The organism is Paenibacillus sp. TY11 (genome assembly GCF_059772165.1).
Map to the genome: position 1 here is coordinate 227,490 of NZ_JCBAIQ010000005.1, position 25,906 is coordinate 253,395.

At 48.5% G+C, this 25,906-nt stretch carries 25 protein-coding genes and 1 pseudogene; 15 read left to right on the forward strand and 11 right to left on the reverse strand.

The window, feature by feature from the left end; genetic code table 11:
- The first annotated feature begins 46 nt into the window (after positions 1–46).
- Positions 47–1,450 (forward strand): type III PLP-dependent enzyme domain-containing protein, encoded by a 1,404-nt coding sequence (locus tag AC6EJC_RS07410; RefSeq protein ID WP_444953395.1) that lies wholly within the window; start codon positions 47–49, stop codon positions 1,448–1,450.
- Positions 1,451–1,541: 91 nt separating this feature from the next.
- Here AC6EJC_RS07410 and AC6EJC_RS07415 read toward each other — a convergent pair whose 3' ends face one another.
- Genes AC6EJC_RS07415 through efeO form a run of 3 tightly spaced genes read right to left on the reverse strand, consistent with a single transcriptional unit; the run spans position 1,542 to position 5,643 of the window.
- The gene (locus tag AC6EJC_RS07415) at positions 1,542–3,371 is read right to left on the reverse strand and encodes an FTR1 family iron permease (RefSeq protein WP_444953396.1); all 1,830 of its coding nucleotides are present in this window, start codon (positions 3,369–3,371) and stop codon (positions 1,542–1,544) included.
- A 24-nt stretch (positions 3,372–3,395) separates the two neighbouring features.
- Positions 3,396–4,760 carry an iron uptake transporter deferrochelatase/peroxidase subunit gene (gene efeB, locus AC6EJC_RS07420; protein ID WP_444953397.1) on the reverse strand — a complete coding sequence of 455 codons (1,365 nt, stop codon included), beginning with the start codon at positions 4,758–4,760 and terminating at the stop codon, positions 3,396–3,398.
- 4 nt (positions 4,761–4,764) lie between these two features.
- The gene (gene efeO / locus AC6EJC_RS07425) at positions 4,765–5,643 is read right to left on the reverse strand and encodes an iron uptake system protein EfeO (RefSeq protein WP_444953398.1); all 879 of its coding nucleotides are present in this window, start codon (positions 5,641–5,643) and stop codon (positions 4,765–4,767) included.
- A gap of 306 nt (positions 5,644–5,949) precedes the next feature.
- Here efeO and AC6EJC_RS07430 point away from each other — a divergent pair, with 306 nt between their 5' ends.
- From AC6EJC_RS07430 to AC6EJC_RS07445, 4 genes are all read left to right on the forward strand, one after another.
- Positions 5,950–6,177 carry a helix-turn-helix domain-containing protein gene (locus AC6EJC_RS07430; RefSeq protein WP_134912963.1) on the forward strand — a complete coding sequence of 76 codons (228 nt, stop codon included), beginning with the start codon at positions 5,950–5,952 and terminating at the stop codon, positions 6,175–6,177.
- A gap of 499 nt (positions 6,178–6,676) precedes the next feature.
- Positions 6,677–7,159: a hypothetical protein gene (locus AC6EJC_RS07435; RefSeq protein WP_444953399.1), complete on the forward strand. Its 483-nt coding sequence runs from the start codon at positions 6,677–6,679 to the stop codon at positions 7,157–7,159.
- A 141-nt stretch (positions 7,160–7,300) separates the two neighbouring features.
- The gene (locus AC6EJC_RS07440; RefSeq protein WP_444953400.1) at positions 7,301–7,792 is read left to right on the forward strand and encodes a hypothetical protein; all 492 of its coding nucleotides are present in this window, start codon (positions 7,301–7,303) and stop codon (positions 7,790–7,792) included.
- 108 nt (positions 7,793–7,900) lie between these two features.
- Complete coding sequence (locus tag AC6EJC_RS07445; RefSeq protein ID WP_444953401.1) at positions 7,901–8,287, forward strand: hypothetical protein; 387 nt, start codon at positions 7,901–7,903, stop codon at positions 8,285–8,287.
- A gap of 72 nt (positions 8,288–8,359) precedes the next feature.
- Here the strand turns inward: AC6EJC_RS07445 and AC6EJC_RS07450 are convergent, their stop codons facing one another.
- The 5 genes and pseudogenes from AC6EJC_RS07450 to AC6EJC_RS07470 form a co-directional block, all read right to left on the reverse strand.
- The gene (locus AC6EJC_RS07450; RefSeq protein ID WP_444953432.1) at positions 8,360–8,977 is read right to left on the reverse strand and encodes a methyltransferase domain-containing protein; all 618 of its coding nucleotides are present in this window, start codon (positions 8,975–8,977) and stop codon (positions 8,360–8,362) included.
- A gap of 120 nt (positions 8,978–9,097) precedes the next feature.
- A pseudogene (locus AC6EJC_RS07455) lies at positions 9,098–9,229 on the reverse strand (putative RNA methyltransferase); the annotation flags it as partial.
- Between the two features lie 242 nt (positions 9,230–9,471).
- Complete coding sequence (locus tag AC6EJC_RS07460; protein WP_322160240.1) at positions 9,472–10,827, reverse strand: dipeptidase; 1,356 nt, start codon at positions 10,825–10,827, stop codon at positions 9,472–9,474.
- 190 nt (positions 10,828–11,017) lie between these two features.
- Entirely contained in the window at positions 11,018–11,194 is a 177-nt protein-coding gene (locus AC6EJC_RS07465) for a YjfB family protein (RefSeq protein ID WP_444953402.1), read from the reverse strand.
- 55 nt (positions 11,195–11,249) lie between these two features.
- On the reverse strand, positions 11,250–13,229 hold the full coding sequence (locus tag AC6EJC_RS07470) for a methyl-accepting chemotaxis protein (RefSeq protein WP_444953403.1): 1,980 nt from the start codon (positions 13,227–13,229) through the stop codon (positions 11,250–11,252).
- A 164-nt stretch (positions 13,230–13,393) separates the two neighbouring features.
- Between AC6EJC_RS07470 and AC6EJC_RS07475 the strand changes: the two genes are divergently transcribed.
- Positions 13,394–13,810, forward strand: a complete 417-nt coding sequence (locus tag AC6EJC_RS07475; RefSeq protein WP_444953404.1) for a hypothetical protein — start codon at positions 13,394–13,396, stop codon at positions 13,808–13,810.
- Between the two features lie 134 nt (positions 13,811–13,944).
- On the opposite strand, the gene AC6EJC_RS07480 is transcribed toward AC6EJC_RS07475, so the two are convergent.
- Together AC6EJC_RS07480 and AC6EJC_RS07485 are read right to left on the reverse strand one after the other, a co-directional pair.
- Positions 13,945–15,072 (reverse strand): SGNH/GDSL hydrolase family protein, encoded by a 1,128-nt coding sequence (locus AC6EJC_RS07480; protein ID WP_444953405.1) that lies wholly within the window; start codon positions 15,070–15,072, stop codon positions 13,945–13,947.
- 253 nt (positions 15,073–15,325) lie between these two features.
- Positions 15,326–16,039 carry a GT-D fold domain-containing glycosyltransferase gene (locus AC6EJC_RS07485; RefSeq protein ID WP_444953406.1) on the reverse strand — a complete coding sequence of 238 codons (714 nt, stop codon included), beginning with the start codon at positions 16,037–16,039 and terminating at the stop codon, positions 15,326–15,328.
- Between the two features lie 215 nt (positions 16,040–16,254).
- On the opposite strand from AC6EJC_RS07485, the gene AC6EJC_RS07490 reads away from it, so the two are divergent.
- From AC6EJC_RS07490 to AC6EJC_RS07510, 5 genes are read left to right on the forward strand one after another with little or no spacing between them, the layout of a single operon-like run.
- Positions 16,255–16,962, forward strand: coding sequence for a glycosyltransferase family A protein (locus tag AC6EJC_RS07490; RefSeq protein ID WP_444953407.1), 708 nt, complete (start codon positions 16,255–16,257; stop codon positions 16,960–16,962).
- A 19-nt stretch (positions 16,963–16,981) separates the two neighbouring features.
- Positions 16,982–17,962 (forward strand): polysaccharide biosynthesis protein, encoded by a 981-nt coding sequence (locus AC6EJC_RS07495; protein ID WP_444953408.1) that lies wholly within the window; start codon positions 16,982–16,984, stop codon positions 17,960–17,962.
- 2 nt (positions 17,963–17,964) lie between these two features.
- Complete coding sequence (locus tag AC6EJC_RS07500) at positions 17,965–19,314, forward strand: nucleotide sugar dehydrogenase (protein ID WP_444953409.1); 1,350 nt, start codon at positions 17,965–17,967, stop codon at positions 19,312–19,314.
- Positions 19,307–20,128: a class I SAM-dependent methyltransferase gene (locus AC6EJC_RS07505; protein ID WP_444953410.1), complete on the forward strand. Its 822-nt coding sequence runs from the start codon at positions 19,307–19,309 to the stop codon at positions 20,126–20,128. The genes AC6EJC_RS07500 and AC6EJC_RS07505 overlap by 8 nt, the downstream gene beginning before the upstream one ends.
- Positions 20,125–21,240, forward strand: a complete 1,116-nt coding sequence (locus tag AC6EJC_RS07510; protein ID WP_444953411.1) for a glycosyltransferase — start codon at positions 20,125–20,127, stop codon at positions 21,238–21,240. Before AC6EJC_RS07505 ends, AC6EJC_RS07510 begins: the two co-directional genes overlap by 4 nt.
- On the opposite strand, the gene AC6EJC_RS07515 is transcribed toward AC6EJC_RS07510, so the two are convergent.
- The gene (locus tag AC6EJC_RS07515; protein ID WP_444953412.1) at positions 21,232–22,110 is read right to left on the reverse strand and encodes a DUF72 domain-containing protein; all 879 of its coding nucleotides are present in this window, start codon (positions 22,108–22,110) and stop codon (positions 21,232–21,234) included. The two genes, AC6EJC_RS07510 and AC6EJC_RS07515, sit on opposite strands and share 9 nt — an antisense overlap.
- 344 nt (positions 22,111–22,454) lie before the next feature.
- Between AC6EJC_RS07515 and AC6EJC_RS07520 the strand changes: the two genes are divergently transcribed.
- From AC6EJC_RS07520 to AC6EJC_RS07535, 4 genes are all read left to right on the forward strand, one after another.
- The gene (locus tag AC6EJC_RS07520; protein WP_444953413.1) at positions 22,455–23,240 is read left to right on the forward strand and encodes a class I SAM-dependent methyltransferase; all 786 of its coding nucleotides are present in this window, start codon (positions 22,455–22,457) and stop codon (positions 23,238–23,240) included.
- 23 nt (positions 23,241–23,263) lie between these two features.
- Entirely contained in the window at positions 23,264–24,280 is a 1,017-nt protein-coding gene (locus tag AC6EJC_RS07525; protein ID WP_444953414.1) for an MBL fold metallo-hydrolase, read from the forward strand.
- 90 nt (positions 24,281–24,370) lie between these two features.
- The gene (locus AC6EJC_RS07530; protein ID WP_444953415.1) at positions 24,371–25,006 is read left to right on the forward strand and encodes an NAD(P)-dependent oxidoreductase; all 636 of its coding nucleotides are present in this window, start codon (positions 24,371–24,373) and stop codon (positions 25,004–25,006) included.
- A gap of 219 nt (positions 25,007–25,225) precedes the next feature.
- A complete protein-coding gene (locus AC6EJC_RS07535) occupies positions 25,226–25,864 on the forward strand; it encodes a TetR/AcrR family transcriptional regulator (protein WP_444953416.1) in 639 nt (212 codons plus the stop codon).
- The last annotated feature ends 42 nt before the right edge of the window (positions 25,865–25,906 follow it).

Here is a 25,906-nt window from a genome sequence, read left to right on the forward strand (position 1 = left end):
TGCAAAATGCCGGGTATAAAAGCGAAGAGAGGTGGGGATTCAGCAGATGGATAAGAAGGACGAAGCCTTACTGGAGCGATTCGGAGAGCATCCAACACCATTTTACTATTATGATGGGGATGCGCTGTATACGCATGTCAGCTCGTTGCTGGCCCGATTGCACCCGGCTGTGCGTGTACATTATGCGCTCAAGGCTAATGGTAACGTAGCCTTGGCCGGGTTGCTGCGCTCGATAGGTTGCGGCGTCGAGATTGCTTCGGCTGGAGAAATGTTCGTCGCCATGGAGGCCGGGTATGCCGCGGAAGACGTGCTGTACGCCGGGCCGGGAAAAACGGTAGCGGAGCTGAGCGAGGCAATAGCCTGTGGTATCGGCTGTATCCATGTTGAATCGGTGAGGGAGCTACGTCAGCTGGAGGACATTGCCGCCCAAGCGGGCCTGTTTGTCAGGGCTGCGGTTCGCATCAATCCTGATAACGATCTGTCGGGAGCAACGATTAAAATGGGTGGCGTTCCTCGCCCCTTTGGAGTCGATGAAGGGCAGCTGGATCACTTTTTTAAGGTGTTGGAAGGTTGCCCACATGTATATTTTCAAGGCATTCAGGTATATACAGGTACGCAAATGCTGAAGGCGGATCAGATTTTAGCTTCATTTGAGAATACCCTGCAGTTGGCTGAACGGGTACAGGCTCAGTATGGTGTAGCGATGCATACGGTCAATTTGGGCGGCGGATTTGGTGTACCTTATTTTACTCATGAGCAGCCGCTCGATATGGATCACGTCATTGACGGACTGAACGCACTCGCGGAGCAGACCCGATCCCGCATGCCAGGGGTTACGCTGATCATCGAAAGCGGCAGGTATCTGGTCGCTCAATCGGGCATGTACGTCTGCCGCGCATTGTATACAAAGGAATCCAAGGGAGAGAAGTTTGTCGTGGCTGATGGTGGCATGAATCACTACGCCGCGGCTACCTTTCGAGGACGCCGCATTAGGGACAACTACCCGGTGCGAATTATGCGCAGGCAAGCGGGAGAACAGGAAGAACGAGAAGTGGAGGCAACCCTACGGATGGGACAGAGAAACGCTTCTGCTCAGGCGGCTGTCGCTGTCGAACAATCATTAGGAGAGGTCGCAAGCCAGATAGGAGGGCTTCCGGCAGAGGCATCCATGGAGCTGGAGACAGTAAGCATTGTCGGTCCGCTTTGCACACCCGAGGATTGTATTGTGAAAAAAGCGCAGCTTCCCCCGATTCACGAGGGCGATTATATTGCTTTTCCGAATGCAGGAGCCTATGGATTAAGCTACAGTCCACTACATTTTCTGGGACATGCTACCCCAGCGGAGCTGCTCGATTTTCGTGGGGAGGTGCATGTGATTCGTGAACACGGTAACCGTACGGATTTGCTGCATCATCAGCGCATGATTCCGTTGCCGGAGGATGTGATGTAAGTATGTAAAAAACGCCAAAATCATGGGAGCCGAAACAAATCGGACCTGTGATTTGGCGCTTTTTTTACATTATGAGTATTGTAGTATCGACTTAATGTTGCTTGGAGCTGCGCATTTCCTGACGCACTAGCTGCCACACCATGAAGATCAGTACAGCGGCTTGTGGGACAAACGTTTCCCAAGTTGGATACATTCCCAGCCAGCTAATGGATGGAAGCGAGGAGGCGGTGTGTCCCGGAAGCTTGCCAGCCACCTGAAGCGAATGAATACTTTCGCCCAGAAACCGGAATACGAGATAGTAAATCAGGATAGTGGCAGTCAGGAAAAAGGCGCGAATCGGCAATCGTACACTGAACTTAATGATCGCAAATGCCAGAACGACCAGTATAACCGCCGCCGAGCCAATGCCGATCAGCAATTGCGAGGTCTCGATAGCCGGAGCCATACCGATATAAAAGATAGCTGTCTCGGCTCCTTCACGTAGAATCGCGAGCGCAGAAACCGCAAATAGCGACCACAGGCTGCCCCGCGCCAGCGCATTGCCCACGCTGTTTTCCACAAAGCGGTTCCACGCGGCAGCGTTGGATTTGCTATGCAGCCAGCTACCGACGGTCAGCATCAGCACGACCGCCACCAGCCCCGTGATACCTTCTAGCAGCTCACGCATGCTGCCAGATGCGGCAGCTGCAACCAGCGTGGTGAACAGCACCGCCAGAATTCCGCTTAGCACCAGCCCCGTTCCGGCTCCTACCCATATCCATCGTCCAGCCACGGCTTCGCCGCTTTTTTTGGCATACGCCAGCAGAGCTGCGAGCACGAGGATGGCCTCCAGGCCCTCACGCAGCAAAATCAGCGCTGCATCCCACGCAGTGTAAGAACGTTCTTCCGTCAACGGACGGAGCCTGTCCAGCATCTGATCAAGAGTCTGAATGGCTTTGTCCGTATTCGGTGGAGAAGACAGCAGATAACCGGAAGTCTCTGTCATTTCATTTTCAATCGCAGTGTAAGACGCCGGATCGGAAATTTGTACATGTCCTTCGACGGAAGGCCACAGAGCGATAAACTGCCCTATCTTGCCAGCCGCTTGCTCTGATTGATTAGCTACAGCATCTTGGCGTGCGGATTCGAGTAAGGTGACTGCATCGCTCAGGGAAGCTGTCGAACCATTCGCTGTTCCGGCAGCCGTATTGTCTGCATCTGTTCCTTGGCCTGTGTTCACAGACTTGCCCTGACTATAATCAGACAACAGAGTCGTTAACTCCTGCATTTCCTTGAGAGCCTGTTCTTGGCGAATGGGCTCAGCTTGCATGGAGATGCGAATGAGACTGATTTTAGTTTCGAGCGAACTGTATACCGGAAAATTGTCCAAACGAATCGGTGTTTCTACCTGATACCAGGCTTTGACGATTCGGTCGTAATCCACCCGGGCGGCTGCCCAATCGCCTTTTTGCATGGCGGCCAAACTGCCCTTCGCCATGGGAAGCAGTTTTTCCGCTGCTTTGGCTCCAGCCGGGGCTGGTTTGTCCCCTTCGGCAGCAGTGACGTACTCATTGACCGAGCGCGCCAGCACGGATAACGCAGCTTTCGCTGGTTCCCCGCCGCCACTGGCGAGTGTCTGCTCCGCATCGGTGAGTGCTTGATCTACAGCCGTGATGTGAGCTGAATCCCCGCCATTTGTTTTGGCGGTCTCCCACAGCGTGCGGAATTCTTTCAGATCCTTGGAGGCTTCCGTCCATTGGGCTTGTCCCGCCTCCACCAGCGCTCCGCCCACTACAGGCATCAGCTGATCGTTGGAGACAGCTTTGGCATCTGTTTGTGCAAAAGCGACCGCTCCGGAGCCGGATATGAACGGAGTTACGGTCAGCAGCAGAGCCGCCACCAGCAGAAACACCCACCCCAAGCTTTTATTGCTCCGATTCATATAAATCCCCTTCCTTGCCTGCTGCTAAAATAACGTATCCCCGATGTAGCCGCCTTGCGATACACCCGGGAAGCAGGCGAACACCGCACTGCCTTTGTGTACAATATATTCGTTCAGCTTGTCGTTGCGCGCAAGCTTCTCCTGAATGTGGACGAACTGCTTGAACAGATCACGTTGGTAGCTGATGAACAGCAACCCGGCATCGAGCTGTCCTGTTTGCTTATCCAATCCGCTTGAATACGAATAAGAGCGCCGCAAAATATTAATGCTTCCGTCTCCATGAGCCAATGCCACATGAGAGGTGGGAGGCGTAATCGGCTTGCCTTCTGGATTTTTGGCCGCCAGATCGAGCTTGTCGAATTCCTTGACCTTGCCCAGTGGGGCCCCGCTGCTGCGATGGCGTCCAAAGGTATCCTCCTGGTCGCCCAGTGTTGAGCGATCCCATACCTCTACCCGCATACGTACACGGCGTACAGCCATATAGCTGCCGTCGCCCATCCATGCTGGCCCGTCACTGGTCTGTGTCCACACCAGCCGATTCATCTCGTCTGCCTTGGACGTGTCCGGGTTCCCCGTACCGTCCTTGAAGCCAAGCAAATTGCGCGGTGTGCTTCCCGCAGGATCGGCCTGTGCTGTCCGCTGGAAGCCTTCCTGCGTCCAGCGGAGCACCGCCGTTCCTCTGGCGATACGCGCCAAATTACGCAGGGCATGGAAAGCCACCTGCAAGTCATTGGCACATACCTGCACTCCGATATCGCCGCCACACCATTGCGCATCCAGCGCATCCCCTTGAAAACGGGGCAACTCACGGAACCCGGCAGGTTTGAGTCCTGACAGGCCATATCGTCCATCAAAAAACGATGGACCCACACCAAAGGTGATCGTCGTGCGGGATGGCGACAGCCCTGCCGCCTCGCCCGTATCGGAAGGTGGGAGGTTGAGATTTTCATTATCGTTGCCAAGCAGCGCGCCAGAAGTCATTGAAGCGCTTGCTTCCGTCCAGGCTTTGAAGAGGTTTCGCACCTGTTCCTTGTCGCTGGTCGTTAGATCGAAAGCGGCGAAGCAGATGAAATCCTGTGCCGGAGTCACAATACCAGCCTGATGCTTTCCGTAAAAAGGGACCACATCTTTGGTATCTGCCTCCGTCATCATGCTTTCGAGGCGTTGACCGGCTGACAGCACGGCCCCCACGCCACCGCCGCCAAGCAGGAGACCCAATCCACCTACTCCGGCCAGCTTCAATAGATCCCGGCGCGATACGGATTTGCTCTTTCCTGATAGCTCATCATCCGCTGGCTGAGCATCCTTTTTTACCAGATCGGCCTGTTCATTATGGGATTCCGCATATTGCGGCTTTTCTTGCCCTTTTTGCCGCTTAAAGCCTTTCATATCATTACACTCCTAACAATTTCCCCATTTGGGACAATGGTTCTGCCAAGGCATCGAGGTTTTGGCTCAGCTTTTTAACTTCTTCCGGTTTCAGTTTTGTATATGATACATAGCCTTCTCCGTCCTTAAAAGGAGCCAACTCCTGCTGTAAGGCTGTAAAGCGCTCACCGATTTGTTTTTCCAACGTGGCATCTTTTTGGTTCAGATCTGTTTTCAAAATGTCATATATCTTTTGAGCGCCCTCTACATTGGCAGCAAAGTCGTACAAATCCGTATGGGAATACCGTTCCTCTTCACCCGTCACCTTCGAGGTAGATACTTCATTCAGCAATTCGACTGCACCCGTTACCATCAGGCTGGCGTCAATATTAACTGTTTCTACTTTGGCACGCAGCAGCTTGGCATCACTCAGCAGTCGGTCGGAAAACTCGTCCATTCCTTTGGTGGTGTTTTCTTCCCATAATGTTTTTTCAATACGGTGAAAGCCGCGCCAATCCGCTGCATCCACATCACCGTCACGTGCATCAATATTCGGGTCAAGATCACCCAGTGCTTCTGCAATCGGTTCAATCCGTTCATAGTACATACGTGCAGGAGCATACAGCGCCTTGGCTTTATCCAGCTCGCCAGCTTTGACCGCGTTCGTGAATTCTTCTGTCTTCTTCACAAACGTATCGCATTGCTCGATGGCATAGGTGCGGTAAGCTGCTACCGCTTGATCAAAATTGGGAGCAGAAGCGGCAGGAGTCGTTGTCTGTGTTGTTGCTCCTGCATCTTTGGTCGTTGCAGCAGGCTGCTGAGTAGTAGTTCCGGTTTGTCCGCAACCTGCGAACAGAATAGAAGAGACTAGCACTCCGGCCGGTACGGCATAACGTAGTTTCATAATCAATGATCACCCTTTCTGGCCAAACTGGCCCTGAACCATAGTCTGTTGCGCGATATCTATATCGAATTATCATTTTGATAATGATTATCAGTCGCGGTTTTTCTTATCATAAGGCTGGCCCATATGCCTGTCAATACATAAATTAGACACAAAGTCCAACCCTTCATCGAAGGCTGATCATAAGGTGCCTATGCCCATTTTTATCCGCATATTGAACCATACCTGAGCACATGACATAAAATGTGTTGACTGTATCCCTTAACCTTGTTACACCACACAAAACCCGAGCAAGGAGGGGTGAAATTGACGAAGGGTAACGACCACAAAAACAAGTTTTTGTTAACTCACCGTGAACGTGAAGTATTTGAACTGCTCGTGCAGGACAAAACGACGCGTGACATCGCCGGACAGCTATTTATTAGCGAAAAGACGGTCCGAAACCATATTTCCAATGTAATGCAGAAACTGAACGTAAAAGGTCGTTCACAGGCGGTCGTGGAATTAATCAGGCTTGGCGAAATAAAAATCTGACCTCTCGTTCCTTGCGGGGTACAAAGTCTTCTCGATGATCCTTTAACAGTGAAGGGTGGTCGGGAAGGCTTTTGTTTTGTAATAAGTTAAATAAAGTGTATTTACGTCTCAAGGGAATGTAAAAAAATAAAACGATTTAAACCGCTGAAATATGTGGGAAATTGTGTGTAAGTGTTGTATTATATAGGGAAGGAAGAAAATACCATTAGATTTGCCGCTAACCCACATGAATCATTGAGGTAGAAGGCTGTACCACAAAGTTATACTAAGATAGAAATGCATCTGGTGATAGTCTAAGAGGGCGAATCTAGATCCCTGCAAAAGCAGTATTCAGTATGACGACAGGATGGAAGATGGATCGGGTTTTGAGTTATACTTGTATAAAGGTGTTGAAGAAGAATCACAAGGCAGAAAGGCTCGTTGCTTCAGGTGGCAATAAGTAGCTTTTCCATAGAGCTACCTGTGGTATATTCTTGATCGGAGGTGAACGTTAAGACATATGACACCCAACCAACACTTGATGACTTATACGCTGAACAGCGGCATAAAGGGAACTGTCGACCTATCCAGTAAGCAGGTGCAGGAATGGATCAAAGCCTATCGAATTGGCAGTAAGTTTGTAACGGTTGTGGGTAAACAGTATTTTGGTTTAAACCCTGAGTTGGTAGCAGATTTCAAGGTACATAATGAATACTCGGAGCAGAGAGAGCACATATCCATGATACAGCCTGTAATGGAACGCAAAGCTGTAGAGCTGGATCCACTGGTAGAGGCGTACAGCCAGTATAAAACATTAATTCAGGTAGAATGTAAATGTGGAGCTTCCTATATAGAAGAGTCACCGCATAAAAGAACCAAGTGGTCATGCAAGGAGTGTAATAACATTGTGTTCCTGGATCGTAAAAAGGGCATGGTGGATACGGATAAAGGCAAGGCGTGGTACATGACCAACAAATACTATGTGGAAAGACAAAGCAACTGACAATCTGTCAGTTGCTTTCTAACTATACACTCATACCTCTTGTGTGCTTACCGAGATATATTAAGTCTTTTGCCAAATAATAAAATTGATGTTTTTTGCGCTTTGTAGTACATTATCAAGTGTATTATAAGGAGGCTTCTCATGTACGGACATAGACAAGATGATACTTTATACATCATGACTTACACATTAAATAGTGGTATCAAGGGCACGGTGCCTTTGTCTAATCAACAGATACAGGAATGGCTTGAGTGTTACAGAATCGGCAAGAAATTTGTAACCGAGATTGGCAAAGAGTACTTTGGACTGCATGCGGAACTGGTGGCTGATTTTAAAGTGCATAATCAGTATTCAACCTATCAGGAGGTCATTATCCCGGTTCAACAGCCGGATACTGGCTTAAAAGAGCTGTCCCAGGCTTACAAATCAACAGAAACCTTAATTAAAGTAGATTGCAAATGTGGTACATCGTATGTAACAGAATCCCCCTTTAAGCGGACCAAGTGGTACTGCACCAAATGCCGGGAGATTGTTTTTCTCGACAACAAAAAGGGAATGGTTGACACTTCCAGAGGCAAGGCTCATTATATGACCAATAAGTATTTTGTAGAACGGGAAACAACTGGCGTATAAGCCGGTTGTTTTTTTTGTATATTATTGAATCATACTCGATAAAATGATAACGATAGTCAGGTGGTGAACGTCATCCGGGAAAATCATACGAATGGTGCAAGAAACCGCATGAGCACGAACAACGTGTACATAAATGAAACGCTTCATTTGGAACAAATCATAAGTGACCTGCGGGTGATGGGCTATGTGGCCTTTCATCATCATCCGCAAATCACAGGTGAGCTTGGAGGGCTGGAGGAGTTGAAAAAGCAACTATTGTCGTTTTTTCAACAGCATCATGTATTGTGGATTGAGCTTGATCCGTTAACGCAATATGTGGTGGTGAATAACATGGGGAAGGCCACAGTGCTGAAACTCATTGATCGGAAAATGAACCCGCTACGTGATCTGAGAGCAAACGCTGCTTTGGCCGGACAGCCGCTTCACGAGTTGGATCGGGAAATAGAACGGCTGAATCGGCTGGTTCACCTGTTGCGCTACACCCGTTTTTCTTAAGCGACGGCAGTAACGTAAAAAAAGCATTCACGAAGCATGGATGATTCCATGCTGTGAATGCTTTTTGGTATTCTATTTTTTACCGCATAAGATGAGCAAGTCTACTGTGATATACGGTAAATCTATTTCCTGCGCTCGCTGCCAGTCTGCTTCCGTAGCTCCCCATGATAAGGGAGTCATATGGAGCAAAGGCTCGATGAGATCGGCATTTAACATAAAACGATAGGTTACCCGTTCGGCGGATAGAAGTTTAAAATGATCTTTAAACCGGCTTAATATATTGTCATTTGAATAAGCAGGCTTATTCTTTTTCTGTTCATACAAGTATCTCAATTCCTGAAGATAATATTGTTCGGGAATGACCTTCAGGATGCAGCCGTCCTCCGAAAGAACCCTTGTGAATTCAGCATAATTAGAAGGGGATAAAATATTGAGTACACCGTCAAATTGTTGATTTGTAAACGGACAATGAGCCAGATCGGCAACACACCAGAGGGTATGAGGATATCTTTTGGACGCAGCAACAATACCTTCTTTAGACAGATCCATACCTACGCATGTAAGCTCGGTGATTCCCCTCCAGGTTAGCTTATCCTGAATGTGGCTCAAATGAGAGCCTTCCCCGCAACCCGCATCCAACAAGTAAAGGTGTTCTTTTTGATCGAACAGCGGCTTCATAAACGTCATCATATTGCTGCTTATGGCTTTATTTAAGGGATCGAAAAATCCGCTATTGCACATCATTCTTCTGGAGGTAAATAATTGTTTATCATATTTGGTTTTATAGGACCGGGAAGATAAATGTAAATACCCGTGCTTTGAAAGATCATAGCAATGCTGATTCGTACATAAGAGGCTTTTACCTTCCACCATATGCATCGGTTGAGAGCATAGAGGACATCTAAAAAGATGTTGATGCTTCCCAATCAGGCCAGCCTTCATCGCGTGTTTATTCCATTTGGACACAGAAAAGCACCCCGTTCATTCGTATTTGGTGAATGAAAAAGGCACAGTAAAATAGACCCAACCCATTTTTCTGAAAATGGTTGAGTTTATATGAACTGTACCTCACATTACCGTAAACGAATGAACTGAATAATCATATTGTGCAGCGCTCCTCTAAAAAAATAGAAAGGGCTTTCGCCCTCTCTATTGTAACTTAGCCATACGAAGTTGTCATGTGCTTACACAGATTTCAAAAACTCTACAATCGTCAGCAGACCCTTGTCAAAATTGTCCAAGTTAAAATGCTCGTTTGGCGCATGCAGGTTTTCATCCGGCAAGCCGAAGCCCATCAGCACGACCGGGGCAGTCAGCACACGGGAGAAGGTTTCCACAATTGGGATGGAGCCTCCATCCTTGGTAAACAGGGCACGCACTCCGTATACCTTCTCAAAAGCATCGGCCGCCGCTTGCAGAAACGCATGTGACGGGTCGATGTTAAAGGCGTTCGCTTTCTCACCCTGTTGAATATCTAGGGTAGCTCCTGCCTGAACATGTGCGCGCAAATGGCGCTCGATTTTGTCCAGAATATCTTGCGGATTCTGGTTAGCCACCAAGCGGCACGTGATTTTTGCGTGGGCTTCCTTCGGAATAACCGTTTTCGTGCCTTCGCCCTGGAAGCCGCCGTATACGCCGTTCAGCTCCAGTGTCGGACGCGCCCCAACACGCTCGACGAAGCTGAATCCTTCTTCGCCATAGAGGGAATCAAGTGCAAGATCTTGTTGCAGCTTGCTCTCATTGAAGCCTTGCTTCACGAATTCTTCTCTCATCTCTGCCGATAATGGAGCAACATCGTCGTAGAATCCTTCGACGCTAACGCCGCCTTTGTCGTCATGCAGGGTTGCCAGCAAGGACACCAGAGCATGCAAGGCATTCGGCACGCCGCCACCGAAGGAGCCGGAATGCAGATCTGTGTTCGCAGTGTGAATGGCGACTTCCAGTGAGCATAGTCCACGCAACCCTGTGCAAATCGCAGGCTTCCCTTTTTCGATCAGGGAGGTGTCGGACACCAGTACAGCATCGGCAGCCAGACGTTCAGCTCCAGTTTGCAAAAACTCAAGCAGGTTCGGGCTGGACACTTCTTCCTCGCCTTCAATGCAAAATTTGATGTTCAGCGGCAACTTGCCCTCCTGCTTCAAAATGGCCTCAACCGCCTTAATGTGCAAGAAAACCTGTCCTTTATCGTCTGTCGCTCCGCGCGCATACAATTTTCCATCACGGATGGATGGCTCAAACGGTGGCGTTTCCCACAGGTGAAGCGGGTCTACGGGTTGTACATCATAGTGTCCATAAACGAGGATCGTTGGTTTACCAGGTGCGTGCAAATGATCGGCGTACACCAGTGGGTGACCTTTGGTTGGAATAATTTCAACGTTTTCTAGACCGGCAGCAGTCAGTTTGGCAGCGAGCCAATCGGCTGCTTGGTTAATGTCCTTTTTGTGCTCCGATAATGCGGAAATACTCGGAATGGACAACCATTCCTGTAGCTCGCCCAGTTGTTGTTCTCTGGCTTTTTCAAAATATTCAGAATAACTCATAAACTATGTATCCTCCTTTTTAAATATAAATCGTGTGTATGTGGCGCTATCCTCCGAACGAGGTCGTGGACGATATGTCTAGTTTACTACGTTTTGTGCTGAACGAAAAATAGGGAGATAAAAAATAGCGATTCTACCCCGGTCTGTCCAGACCTGAGTAGAATCGCCCTTAACCATGAATAGGATGTACTTATGCCCGGATGTCCAGTTGACCACCGAGATGTGGCTGCACGCTCTTTTCCATCATCTGGATCAGTGCTTGACCCTGTTCACCAGCTTGATCCTTAGCCATACCCAATACTTTCACACTTACGGCTTGAGCCAAGCTGACCTGGCTCATACCTGTTGATAATGCTGCAATATCCATGTCCCATCCTCCTTCATTGAAAAGACTCTTTCTCTATATTTATCGGTTGGAACGGTTATTTTGTTTCATCTAATTGGAATTGTGTCAGCAAATCTTGAAGCTGCTCTGCCAGACGGGTCAAATCTGCGGCAGAAGAACCGATCTCTTCCATGGAGGCGAGCTGTTCCTCTGCGGCTGCGGATACGGTCTCCGTATGGGATGCCGCTTCTTCAGCGATGCGTGTAATTTCCTCCATGCTACTAACGACTGTACTCGTTCCATCTACGACTCCGGCGGTAGAAGCTGCGACGTTATCGAGCTGCTTCGCTGATTTGGCTACCGCTCTACGGATGCGGGAGAAGGAGCGACCGGATAGGTCAATGGAATTGATACCTTCGCTTACGCGTTCCTTGGCGGATTCCATAGCGATCAGGGCTTCAGATACACCGCTCTGTATCCCTTGAATCTGTTCACGAATTTGTTGTGCGGAATAAGCTGAGTTTTCAGCCAGCTTGCGGACTTCTGTTGCTACGACAGCAAAACCTTTGCCATGCTCTCCTGCGCGTGCTGCTTCAATGGAAGCGTTCAGTGCGAGCAGATTAGTCTGGCTGGCGATTTCCGTAATGACGGTGACGATCGTCCCGATTCGTCCGGATCGGTCACTCAAAGCACTGATAATCGTATCCAGCTCTTCCACTGTAGTACGAATGCCGTCAATGGAGACGACACTGTTGCCGATATGCTCGCTGCCTGCATCCGACGCCTGAATGGCCTGTGCGGAGTAAGTGGTCATTTCAGCCATGGTTTCGGTCATAGCGGTAATGTCTGTTGCCATGCCGCTAATCCGTTCCTGATTATCTTTAGCGCTGCCCACTTGGCGCTCACTGCCTGCGGCCACATCTTGAATGGCTATGGTCACATGCTCGATGGCACGGGTCGTTTGTTCTGCACCTGCTGCAAGCTCTTGCGAGGATGCCGACAAATTGCCTGTCATCGCTTGAATTTCTCTAATCATGTTACGCAGGTTATCTACCATTTGTTGAAAATATCTTGATAATTCACCAATTTCATCTGTGCTGGTCGTAGCCACGTTAATCGAAAGATTACCTTGGCTGATGGCATCCATAGAATTACGTAATCTTTGGATGGGCTTAAGTATACTGCTGATTAGCCACATTGCGAGCACACCAATGATGATGGCTGCAATCACCAACACAACGATAGTTGTGATAAGAATCGGTTGGGCAGAGGCACTGGTTTCTGCTTTGTTCATCGTTCCGGCAATTTTCCAGCCTGTCAGCGTATTGGTTTTGAAAATCAGGTGTTTATCTACACCATTAAGATCGTAACTAAAGCTGCCTTCTTTGGAGGCAAACAATTTGGGTATCGCTTCCCCCATTTTGGTGCTTCCGCTGACTTCTGTCGGGTGGGTAACGATACGTTTGGTGCCATCTAATATCATGACATATCCATTTTGTCCGATTTTTAAATTTGTGATCTCTTTCAAATTATTTAGGTTCAGGGAAAGACCGAGAACACCACTGTTGTCAGGAAGTGTACGTGAAATATACACAACGGGGACCTTAGCCGTATTGAGTCCGACAGGGCTGATTACGGTTTGTCCGGGTTTCTCCATGGCCTGTTTGTACCACGGACGTTCACGAGGGTCGTTTGTGGATCCTACGGCTTTGCCAATAATGAGTTTTCCTTCGGGAGTTCCTACAAACATATCAACAGCTTCCGCATGCATTTTCAAATACACTTGTAACCTTTTCAGAATGTCATCATCTGCTTCGGCACTGTTATCACTAGCCGTCATCGTCGTAGAGTAATATTCGAGATCAGCGATTTTGGCTTGAATCGTTTGAGTAACTGCACGATCGGATGCGGTGACGCTAGTCGTCGCACTGTCAAGTAATTGGCGGTCCGTCTGGTTATATGCTGCTTGATAAGAAAAAGAACTTACAATAATACTTGGAACAAGCATGACCAGTAGAAATGCTGCTGTCAATTTCTTGCGTAGTGTTAATGTTTTGAGTCGTCTCAGTTGTTTCATCAAACCCCTGCTTTCTATCTACATATTCATTTCTAATATTTATACCATATGTATTTACTATCGGTTATTTTGAGCTGAATTGATAGATTTATTGCTAATTTGTCCAATACGCTTAAGAATTTCTAGCATAGCATGGAGTATCTTGCAATTTGGAGGGATAAGCTATGGGTTTTTTTCTAGATATGAGAAGCTCCACCAATTCATCAAAAACAGGTGAGGGTCCCGATATACAACTGGGTCCTGTACCGGAGCGGTTTGGTTTGATTTCCCTGCGGACCTTTCTTGTGCCAGGTCCGATTGTGGCTTTTAGCGGTTCCATTGGATTAATCGGTGAACTTGGTGATAAGTATGCGGTTGAAATCGTGCGTGGAGCCGACTATGATCCGAGTGAGGTAGTCTACCGCGCCGAGGGGGTACTGGGCGTGACTGGGGCTAATGAAACGCAAGCTTTTAATGCACAGGATCTGTCCGCCCCCTGGGCAATACAAACGGTATATTCTTCTTATATTTCTGGTGTATCGACCACTGTTCGTAATGGTCCGGAGGTATTTACGGGCATCGCTTCGACTCCGTTTTTGTAAATATATCAGACAAGTAATTCCCTATTAAAAGCTCGCTGCCTGTTCATGGTTCTCCTATGATTTTTAACAACAACACCCAGAACACAAATATCCTGGGTGTTGTGTTCAATAGAGTTGATTTTGCTTCCCGGAATCTAATTCTTTAAAATCTCTCGCAAATACCCTGTCAACTCATTTGCCGCTTTGGTATGGGCGGGGAGCCCGGGATGGCTGCGAGACCCTATCATTTCTTCTGTCGTGTTAGGCAGTTGGAACACGGACACATTCCGATCCCTCGTTCTTTTCTTGTATGCGTCTACCGCCCGGTAGATTGCTGGCATCATCAGAGTACCAAGCATCCCATAGGCCCACACAATATGGGCAGCAGGATTACAGGTCCGAAGCTTGATAAGAAAAAGTTCGGTAGCGTTTTCAAAAGCTTGTAAATCTTCTTCATTGAATGTGCCGTCCTCGTTCAAGCGTTGTTTGTACACTTTCCCACTTACGGGGTCCGTCCATTCAGGAGAATAAAAGGCTCCCCCGTCATTAGTCCCCAAATTCACTACGACCACGTCCGGCTGCCATGAGGTAAAATCATGATCGGAAAATGCCCCTAATGCTTCATTTCTCTCTCCGGTGAGCACACCACATATCTGCTCATAATATGCCGGTATGTTCGCATGCGGATTATTATCCCAGCTTGTTAGGACACCCCATCCGCTTTGTGATAATACTCGGTAATCCGCATTCAGTGCTTCGGCTGTTATGGCTGTATAATTATGTAGTGCCGTGAACAACATGGGAACCCAGTCTACTTCCTCCTTCGCTCCAATCGTTCCTTCTCCCGAGGTAATGCTGTCACCTATAAATTCCACCTTGTGAGGCTTATCTATGACCGGCAGCAAGTCTCCGTCAACCTTCAGGGCATGAATTTGCAACAAGCAGCGCGAGTCCGAACTCATAGGCTGGACATCCTTGACTACACGGACATTTTTGACCGTGTCAGGGTTCATACCTCTCAAAAGACAGATCCAATGCCGTCCAGCGGTCACCATCAGGCGACTCATCGAGACACCATTGATGACAATACTGATCCAGGGCTCATATACCTGGTAATCGGCCTCAATTTCAATCCACAGCTCCGAGCTTTTGATATTCAATTCAATGCCGCTGCCTGTCCAAAACAGAGTTAGAGGTGTAAGTGTTTGCGTAGTTCGACCATGAACCTTTACATGCTTTGCTTTTGTAAGTGGATATGTCTTCAATCTCTTGTTATGTGACATTTTCAATATCCTCCTCATGATCTCCAATTTAATGCTAGTTTCTGTGATATTGTAAAAGAAGTGACAGGAAATCTCAAATTCTATTTTTAAGCAAGTAAGGTTTCAAGGCTTTATATGGATTATTCTGTGCAACCACGGTTTAGGACAGTATAGGATAGCAAAAAGCACCAGCAAATTTCAATTTGCTGGTGCTTTTTTGATATACGGAGCAAAGATTACTAAGCTAATTTTTCTTAAATATTATTTTTATCCATTAATTAGCTTTGCCGAACATGACGATGTTAACCGCTTTGCCGAAGTCTATCCCTACTTTGCCAGTTAATTCTGCCGTTTTTTGCGCCAACACCACTGCATTGACACCACAAGAGAACAACGCAATATCAAAGTCATCTCTGTGTGCTGCGATCCATTGGAGTGTTTCAGACATCTGTTCATACTGATGAAATGCGAGCGTGTGTGCGATATGCAGCCCGTACGGCTCGGCCTCAAGAACGGGCTTGACTTCAGCGGCCGTCCGGGTGACCAGCAGAATGCGTCGATTTTTCAGCATGTCCCAGAAAGCGGGTGTCTCAGCCAAATACCGATTCAGGCAGGCATGGCAGGTCAGCGCGGGGGAAAGAGCATAGTGAGCAAAGATCTGATCGGTCAGCTCCCGCTTCATATAGGATGGTGCTTTAATAGATTCGTCATCATATGGCAAAATGCCAGCGATGCTGGCTTTGTTTACTGCCTCAGCCACCGCGTCTCGCAGCTCCGTATTCGGCAGAAATAGTCCCTTTTGACCGAGATTGGCTTTGACCGCCCAACGTTCCTGTAACACCTTTTCCATCGGCCAGACGGTGTCCTGCGCCAACACCAAATTTTCACCATCTCCAATACGAATCAGCGAAAAGGGCTGGTGTTGATCGAGTGCCAGCTTCAAACGTTTCAGTACCTCGTCAATCTCCAGATACTTTGGATTAGTCATATCATGTTTCCTCCCTGTCGTTCCTGCTTGTTCAACTTTTCAAATAGAGCAAAAAACTTTGTATTCTATCATATGTCGAAAGCGAAAAGGTTTTTGTATGAACGGCTATTCTTTTTGGATTCTACCTATTTTTGAAAGAGTTGTTGCATTTGTACATGCCGTTTCAGGGGCGTCTTCATAACTTGAGAGAAGACGGTTGAAAGGGAGGAAGATACATGAATCGCAAGATTGTCATTGAAATTAATTTTAATAACTATGGGATGAATCCCAACCGCCTGACACGTGAGTGGATCAGCGAGCGACTGGATATATTCAGAACCTTTACACTGCGTAGTTTGCTCAGTCAGACGAATGCGGATTTCCTATCTGTCGTCAAGCTGGCGGGCGGATGCAGTGACATCGTGGAAGAGGAGCTGGCCAAACGTGAGCCCATTCCCGACCACATTCGCTTTGGCACGAGCATCGAAAGCAAACGTCGTATTAATGCGTACATCGAAGGCGCGGACGAACTGCTCATTGCTCGAATAGATTCCGACGATTTGTATCACCAGTCATTTGTACAACAGTTGCATGATTACAAGTTTCAACCGGAGACAGTTGCGCTGGTGAACCAGATGGGTTACCTGTGGGATGCGGTTGAGGGGCAGATGGCACCGGTGTTTCACCGTTCGCCTTCCTTTTATGTGTTTCGCTATCAAGTGGAGGATTTTCTGAATGATTACCGTGTCGTCATTCCTGGGAAGGGCACGCACGGATATGTAACGGAGCTGCCGCATGAGGTAATTCCGCTTCGCAACTATGTGAACGTCATCCATGCCGCAAATACTTCGGTGAAAAAAGTACCGGCGAAGGATCGGCTGTCAGAGAATGAAATGAATGCCGTACTGGCTGAATTTCTGGGAACAGGCATTGCCAATTCGTAACGGTCAGGAGGAGATTATATTGTTCAAAGGAAAAAAACTGCTGGTGACCGGAGGCACGGGATCTTGGGGACAACGCCTAACGGCTGAATTGCTGAAGGAGGGACCGGAGGAAATTCGTATTTTCTCACGCGGTGAATTTGCACAGATTGCCATGCAGCGGCAATTTCAATCTGATCCTCGGTTGAATTTCATTATTGGAGATATTCGGGATCTTCAGGCATTGCAGGAGGCATGTCGCGGGGTGGACTATGTATTCCATTTGGCGGCGTTAAAGCATGTTCCCGTGTGTGAGAGACAGCCGGAAGAGGCTTTCAAGACGAACGTACATGGTACGGAAAATGTGATTCGGGCCAGTATAGAGCAGGGAGTCGCCAAAGTAATTGATGTCTCTACAGACAAGGCGGTAGACCCGGTGAATGTATATGGCATGACGAAGGCGATAGGTGAGAGACTGATGATCCGCGCCAACGCTTTAAGTGAGCGTACTCGCTTTGTGTGTATTCGCGGCGGCAACGTGTTAGGGACGAGTGGAAGCGTCGTGCCCCTGTTCAAGCGCCAGATCGCGGAAGGACAGGATTTAACGCTGACGAGCCCAGATATGACACGCTTCTTCCTTACGCTCGGAGAGGCGATTGGCTTGCTGCTGAAGGCTTCTGTCACGGCGATTGGTGGAGAGACGCTAGTGATGAAAATGAAGGGCTGCAATATTGCGGATTTGGCAGAAGTAATGAAAGAACAGGCGGGTCAGCCTGGATTGAAAGTGAAGGAAATTGGTATACGTGGTGGGGAAAAGCTGCATGAGGTGCTGATTTCACCCTATGAGGTGCCGAACACGTATCGCTACGATGATCGTTATTTTGTTATTCTTCCCCAGCAAGCAGACAAGCGCTTACTGAGCCAATATGGTGGACTAGAACGGGTGAGCTTCGATCAATATCGCTCAGACGATGAGTTAATGGATCGTGCGGGAATTGCTGAGTTACTGCGAGGCATGGAGTAACGATGAAAGAGGTGGGTATTTTGCAGCTTATGGGAAAAATAACTAAAGGAACTGTAAAAGTTGCGGTGATCGGCCTCGGTTATGTAGGGCTGCCCATGGCAGTGGAAATGGCAAAGGCTGGTTATGATGTATATGGTGTGGATTCCGATCCCGTCAAAGTAGCCAAGCTGCTTCAAGGAAAGTCGTACATCATAGACATTGGCGATGATGCATTGGAAGGTCTGATCGGGCAGCAATTGCATCCGGTTACGGATATCAAGGTGCTGGAGCATGCGGATATCGTCGTGATCTGTGTGCCTACGCCGCTGACGGATGGACATCAGCCGGATACGTCCTATATTGAAACGGCTATTGATCAGGCCATACCTCATTTGCGTAGACAAACGCTGTTGATTTTGGAAAGCACCACCTATCCGGGAACAACCGAGGAACTGATCCGGCCGGTGATAGAGCAGCGCAGGGGCTGGACGGTAGGTAAGGATTTTTATGTGTGCTTTTCACCGGAACGTGTCGATCCGGGCAGCGTTCATTTTAACATTCGCAACACACCCAAGGTGATCGGCGGTTGCACGCCGGATTGCCTAGTAGCGGGAGCAGGTTTTTACGGGTCCTTTTTGGATCAGATTGTTCCGGTTAGCTCGACAACAGTGGCGGAAGCCGCCAAGCTGTTCGAGAATACGTTCCGCAGCGTCAACATTGGAATGGTCAATGAGCTGACAGCTGCCTGTGAGAAAATTGGCATCAATATATGGGAGGTACTGGATGCAGCGGCAACCAAGCCGTTCGGCTACATGCCGTTTTATCCGGGACCAGGCATCGGGGGACACTGTATCCCGGTCGATCCGCTATACTTGTCGTGGAAATCCGAGCAGCATGGTTTTCCGCTGGAGTTCGTGGATTTGGCAGACCGTATGAATCGGCGTATGCCGTTGTATATCGCGGAGCGAATTGAAGCCATGCTTGCTCAGGAAGGTAAAGCCATAAACAAGGCCAAAATCATTCTGGCCGGTGTGGCCTACAAAAAGGACATTGATGATGTTCGGGAATCCCCGGCTCTTGTCCTGTTTGAACATCTAACAAAAATGGGAGCTTCGGTGAGCTTCACCGACCCGTATGTATCGAGCTTTAAGCTGAACGGTGAAGTAATCCCATCTCGAACGGCAAATGCCCAGCTATGGGAAAGTGCAGATATCGTAGTCATCACGACAGACCATTCTGTGGTGGACTACCAACAGTTGGTCGACCATGCCCCGCTGGTCTTCGATACACGTAATGCGACTGCACATTGCACAGGTGGACATGTCGTGATCTTGGGGCATCCTGGTGATGGAGGAGGCGCCGCTGTTGGCTAACCATGATCAGGTAAATGAACGTTATTACGGGCAGATCAATTCGGAGGAATCTCATGAAGCCACCCGCAATAGAATTCACTGGATTTGCCGCCATGTACAGGGCCATACCGTGCTGGATGTTGGGTGCAGTCAGGGCATAACGTCCATTTTGCTCGGGCGGGAAGGTTTTGAGGTAACGGCCATTGATTTGGAAGAGGGCAGCATTTCTTATGCAAAAAAAGAACTTCGTCAGGAATCCGCACCCGTCCGGGGAAGAGTCCACTTTCAATTAAAGGACATTTCACAATTTGAACGTCCTCCTGGTGGATTTGACACGATTATTTTAGGGGAGATTTTGGAACATTTTGCGCATCCCGACACCCTGCTGGCTCATGCTTACCGCTTGTTGAATAAAAAGGGGACGCTCGTCCTTTCTGTACCTTATGGATACCATCCGTTTCACGATCACAAGCGGACTTACTATGCCGGGAACCTCTCCCGTGTGTTGTATCCTTATTTTGAAGAAAAAGCGTTGGAGGTGCATCACAAATATTTGTGCTTTGCAGGTCGCAAGAAATCGAAAGAACTTCGTGAGGCCAAGCCAGGGACAGAGCATCTGAATGAGTGGATGAAACTGGATGAGGAGCAGTTCCGACTGGTGGAGCAGCAGCATGTTCGCAAAATGAATCAGCGAAAGGCCGCACTCGACAAGGCGGTACAGCGAATCCGGCATATGGAGGAACAACTTTTGCAGTTGGAAAGGTATGCACGTGTCGAACAGATAGACAAGACGCAGGCTGAAAGGAGAGGTAAAGGGGATGACGTGAAGTCATGACTGAGCATCCAATGACCATCAGCTTGTGTATGATCGTAAAAAACGAGGAGCAGACACTTGCCCGCTGTCTGGATTCGGTCGCCGACCTGATGGATGAAATCATCATTGTGGACACGGGATCGACGGATCAGACGAAGACGATAGCAGCCCGTTATACGGATCGGCTATATACGTTTAAGTGGGAGGATGATTTTGCAGCCGCCCGTAATGAATCGTTTGACAAGGCAACGTGTTCCTATATCATGTGGCTGGATGCAGACGATGTGCTGCTGAGCCCGGATCGCGAGCGCCTGCGTACCTTGAAGCAGCGTTTGTCTGTGGATATCGACGCAGTGATGATGCCGCTTCATTTGGCAGAAGGTGAGCAGGGTGAACTATTGTTCACCTCACGCCGTATCCGTCTCGTGAAGCGGGAGCGACAATACCGCTGGAAAGGGCGTCTGCATGAGGATCTGGTGATACCTGAGGGGCAAATCGTTCATTCGGATGTGGCAGTAACACACCGCCGAATGCAAGACCACACGCTCCGTAATCAACATATTCTCGCCCGGTGGATCAGTGAAAGCGGCAAGCTGGAGGGGCGTCTGCTGTATTTTCACGCCAATGAATGCTTTGACCGTAAAGAATATGCCGAAGCGGCAGAGGCGTTCAACCGTCTGCTGAAGGAGCCAAGCGGTTACCGGGAGGATCGGATTACCGCTTGTGCGCGGTCGGCGGAATGCTATCTCCATCTCGGGAAGCCGGAGCAACAGCTGGATAGTCTGCTGCGCTCCTTCCGATACGGTGTGCCGCAAGCAGACTTGTGCTGCATGATCGGTGACTGGTTTTTCACAAGAAACGAATGGAGCACTGCCGCATACTGGTACGAAAAGGCATTGGAGCAACAGCATCACCATTCTGGTATGAGACCTGTTCCACTACCATGCTACTCTTGGTTACCCCATGTGCGGCTCAGTCATTGCTACGCCCATTTAGGTAAGCTGGACGCTTCGTATGAGCATAACCAAATTGCTTTACGTTATTTACCTGACGACCCGCATTTGCTGGATAACGAACGCAAGCTCAGGGAGGCTATTCCCAATCATTCACCCTCAGCTCGTCCCTCAAAATAGTTCAAGCTGTTCCGGTCCGTTATCCTCTTCGGGTGGCTTGCGAGGTGGAAAAGGTTTAGGCTCCATGCCAAGCATGGTCATGAGCTGCTTAGCGTTAGCAGCGGCGTCTCCACCTGAGTTGTTGTTGAAAATAACACACACCTCACGGCTTTGCTGCTCCAGCTCCAGCAACCTGTCTCTCCATTCGGTCAACTCTTGTTCATTGTACCGATACAGATAACGAACCTCCCGCCAATTAGGTGCGGAGCTTTGATTCCAGCCGGATATGTTCCGTCCGTGGAGACGTACGATTGTCAGGTTGCTGTCTGTAGCCTGCGGCACAATGGGAACCGACCCAGGTCCCGCCTGCGGCTCGTCGCATACACTATGTATCCAGCCTTCTTCATGCATAAATGCCAGCGTTTGTTTCCGAAAGTCGGGTGTGAACCAGCTTTGATGTCTGAATTCAAGTACGGATGGGACCTCTCCCATTCTTTTTTTCGTGTCTCGCAGCACAGCTACATTTTCACGTGTACAGTCGAACCAGGGCGGGTACTGAAACAGCACAGCTTTGAGCTTGCCCGCTTCGCGAAGAGGCTGTATGGATGCATGAAGTGCTTCGAACATTGCATCAGTTGTTTTGAAGTAGGGCTGTTTGCCACGGGTATGTCCTGTCATGCCTTGATAGGCTTTAACGAGAAATGAAAAGGAGTCAGGAGTTTCCGCCGCCCAGCGTGCCATACGATCCGTAGGCTGCACCGCATAAAAAGAACTATCCATCTCTACTACCGGAAAATGGCTTCCATAGACGCTTAGTTTTTGGTTAGCTTTGGTGCCGGTTGGATACAAGTCATCGTGATCGCCCCAACCTGTTAGTCCAATTTGAATCATAACTTTGCCGCTCCTTTCTTTCATGAATCCTCTCTAAAGGCGTTCCCATGATTCATTTTAATGATAAAATGGGGTGAATCACATGGAGTTGGTATGAAGTTCCTATGAATATTTAAGCTCAAATGAATCCATTTCATAAATTATTAAACCATTTTGATCTATATGTACTCTTTATTAAAGCTACTGAAGGTATTATGAAATGGATTCAAATAACGATTATTGTAACATGTTTGTTGTTCAGGATTTTTTGTAAAACCCTTATTCGTAATGCTTTTGAGTTTCCAGTTTGAAAAAGCTAATATAGTATGTAATAGAGCGAAATGAGTTCATGGAGGAGAAACGATATGGCAGAATGGTACGAGCAAAGCTTTGGGGAAGATTATTTATTGGTATACAAGCATCGCGACTTTCAGGGAGCCTATCAGGAAGTGCAAAAAATGATCTCCTGGCTCAAATTACCGCAAGGCTCAAGCGTATTGGATTTATGCTGTGGTATGGGACGTCATTCTCTTGCGCTCGCAGATGCAGGTTATAAGGTGACGGGTGTGGACCTTTCCAATGTGCTGCTGAGAGAGGCTCGTGCAGCAGATTCCGAAGGGCGGGTAAGCTGGCATCAAGGGGATATGAGAGCGGTGCCGCTGGATGAAAGCTTTGACGCGGTGGTGAATTTGTTTACCTCCTTCGGTTATTTTGAGAAGGATGAGGAGCAGCTAAAAGTATTAAAGGAAATTTATCGACTGTTGAAGCCGGGAGGACGCTTTATCATAGATTATTTGAACCCTGCCTACGTAGCCGCTCACTTGGTTCCGCATTCGTCACGGGAAGATGAAGGAAATTGGATTGAGGAGCATCGGGTCATTGAAGATGGATTTGTGAAAAAACAAATTGCGATTCGGTCAGCCGCATCCGTTACGGCTACTGAGGCAGCCTCTGGTCTGGGTACGACTCCCAATGGGGGAGAACCCGCGCGCGTGTATCATGAGCGAGTGAAGTTATATCCGTATGAAAAATTCCGTGGATTGCTAGAGCAAGCAGGGCTATCCGTAGAGCAGGTGCACGGAAGCTATAATGAAGATCAATATATCGAAGATGCTTCGCCTCGAATGATTTTTGTCGGCGTGCGGGCTTGAAACAGAAAGGCGGATGGGAAGCCATGAAAATGCCAGAGCTTACACCGTGTGAGCGAATAGACGGAGGCTTTCAGGTCAAAATATCCATGTCTTTTCCGCTGCGCTGGGTGAATAGCTATGTGCTCAAGGGACAGCACGGTTTTACGATTGTAGACCCTGGTCCGCGCAATATGGATACAGAGGCAGAATGGGCGCATGTCTTCCAACAACTGGGGATGTCCTTTGGGGATATCTCGGACATTGTGGTGACGCATCATCACCCCGATCATTATGGATTGGCGGGCTGGATGCAGCAGCAAAGTCAGGCTCGCGTACATATGTCAGCTCGAAGCCATAAGGAAGCGATGATGATGTGGGACGGGGACGATCAAGAATCGACGGCTGCCATGGAAAACAGGCTTCCCAGCTTTTTTGTTCAGCATGGCTTTCCTTTGGAGCAAGTATCGGCCTTGGAATTACATATGCGACAGGCTTATTTGCAAGTGAATCCACAGCCAGAGATTACCGTTATTCCTACCGGAATGGATGCTTGTCTGGATTGGGGTGGACGTAGCTGGATGCCGGTAGAGACAGGAGGGCATGCGCCCGGACATGTGTCCTTATATGAGCCGAATAGCGGCGTTATCCTGTGCGGTGACGCGGTTTTGCCGCAGATTTCACCTAATATCAGTCTGCTGCCGGGAAGTGATGCCCAGCCGTTGAAGTCTTATGTCGACGGCTTGCAGCGTCTGGGCGAGCTGGAGGTAGCATGGGCATATCCCGGGCACCGCAATCCGTTTGGTTATTTTCGAGAACGGACGCAAGCATTGCTGGCGCATCATGAAGAACGGCTGGAGAAATTCCAGCAGCTGATCCAACCGGAAGGCAGCACAGCCTATGAGCTGTGCATTGCCGTGTTTGGCGGCAAGCTGGGTATTCACCAGCTAAGGTTTGCCATGTCCGAGACGCTAGCTCATCTGGTGGAGCTAGTGCGCCGTGAACGGGCCTCTCTGAGCGAGATGGACCTAATCACGCGCTTCTATCCTCTTTGCCGGAAATAGTTGCGGAAAGTTACCGAAAAAAGTGACATGACAAAGCGACATGGCAAAGCAACATGACAAAGCGGCATGCATGCCGGGAAAGAGGCTTTTATGAATTTGCTGCTGCTGGGAGCTACCGGACGCGTAGGACGTTTTATATTAGATTATGCATTAGCGGACGGTCATACCGTTACTGTCCTCGTTCGTTCACCGGACAAGCTGGAGGATTACGCATCCAAATACGGGAAGCAGCTGCAAATCGTACAAGGCGATGCCACCAATGCGGAGGACGTAGCACAAGCGCTGAAGGGCGGGGCAACGGTTGTGATCAGTGCGCTGAATACAGATGGAACGACTACCTTATCCGTTAATATAGGTCTTCTGATCCGGCTCATGCAGGAGCAGTCCATTTCTCGGCTCATTACGGTAGGAACGGCAGGAATTTTGCAAAGCCGGACCGAACCGGACCTGTATCGGTACGAGTCTTCCGAGACCCGGCGACGCAGTACCCGTGCGGCCGAGGAACATCGGCGGGTTTACGAATTGCTGCGTGAATCGGCACTGGACTGGACAATCGTATGTCCCACCTATCTGCCGGATGGAGCACGGACAGGTATTTATCGCGTGGAAAAAGATTTTTTGCCTGAAGGCGGCTCACAAATTACCACCGCGGATACGGCTGATTTTACCTATCGTCAATGCAAGAGTTACGAATTTATCCGTACACGGGTAGGCATTGCTTACTGATCGTGGAACGCCAAACATAGCTTCATTTTTAAGCATTCAACCAGAGCGCGGTAAGTGTGTACCTACTTATTGCGTTCTTTTATTTGACAAACACTCAGGCTTAGAATACTATGATTCTTAAAGGAAACACCGTTTCTTGAAAATCTTGTGTAGATCTTTAATTTATTATAGTAGCAATAAGCAACAGTTTTTAATAAGCAAAAGGAAGTGCATTTAATCATGTCCGAGCCATCGCAGCCTTATAGAACCTATTCTGAGGTGAAGCTACAGCAGCAGCAATTGCTCCGTAAAAATGTCATTGACGCCGCATGCATCCTTCTTGTGGAAGAAGGGCCTGAGGCTGTGACCGTACGGCGAGTTGCGCAGAAATTAAGCTGTTCTACTAAAATTATTTACAGTATTTTCGGGAGTAAGGATGGTCTTGCCAATGAGATGTACCTGGATGGATGTCGGTTATTGGCTGAAACCTTCCAGCAAGTACCTGTTACCGAAAGCGTACTCGCTGATCTTGAAGCTCTATGCTGGGCGTACTGGGAATTTGCGCAGCTTCATTCAGCCTATTACAAAATGATGTTTGGCGGGGCATTATCTGATTTCAAGCCGGATGAACAGAGCTTGGAGGGTACCACAACGGCCTTGTCACGAATTCTGCACACCGTCACACACGCTATGGAGCTAGGGGCACTGAAAGAGCAAGATCCGCTGCTGGTTGTCCGGATGTTTTGGTCTGCTTTACATGGAGTCATACATCTTCAGTTTGCAGGTCATTTTTCGGATGTAGATATGGCTCAAGGAGTGTATGCATTTACATTGAAGAATACGCTCGTAGCATTTAAAACATCCTCATCCCCATCGTAAATATGAAGTGTACTGAGGTCGTCATAGTAGATGACTTCAGTT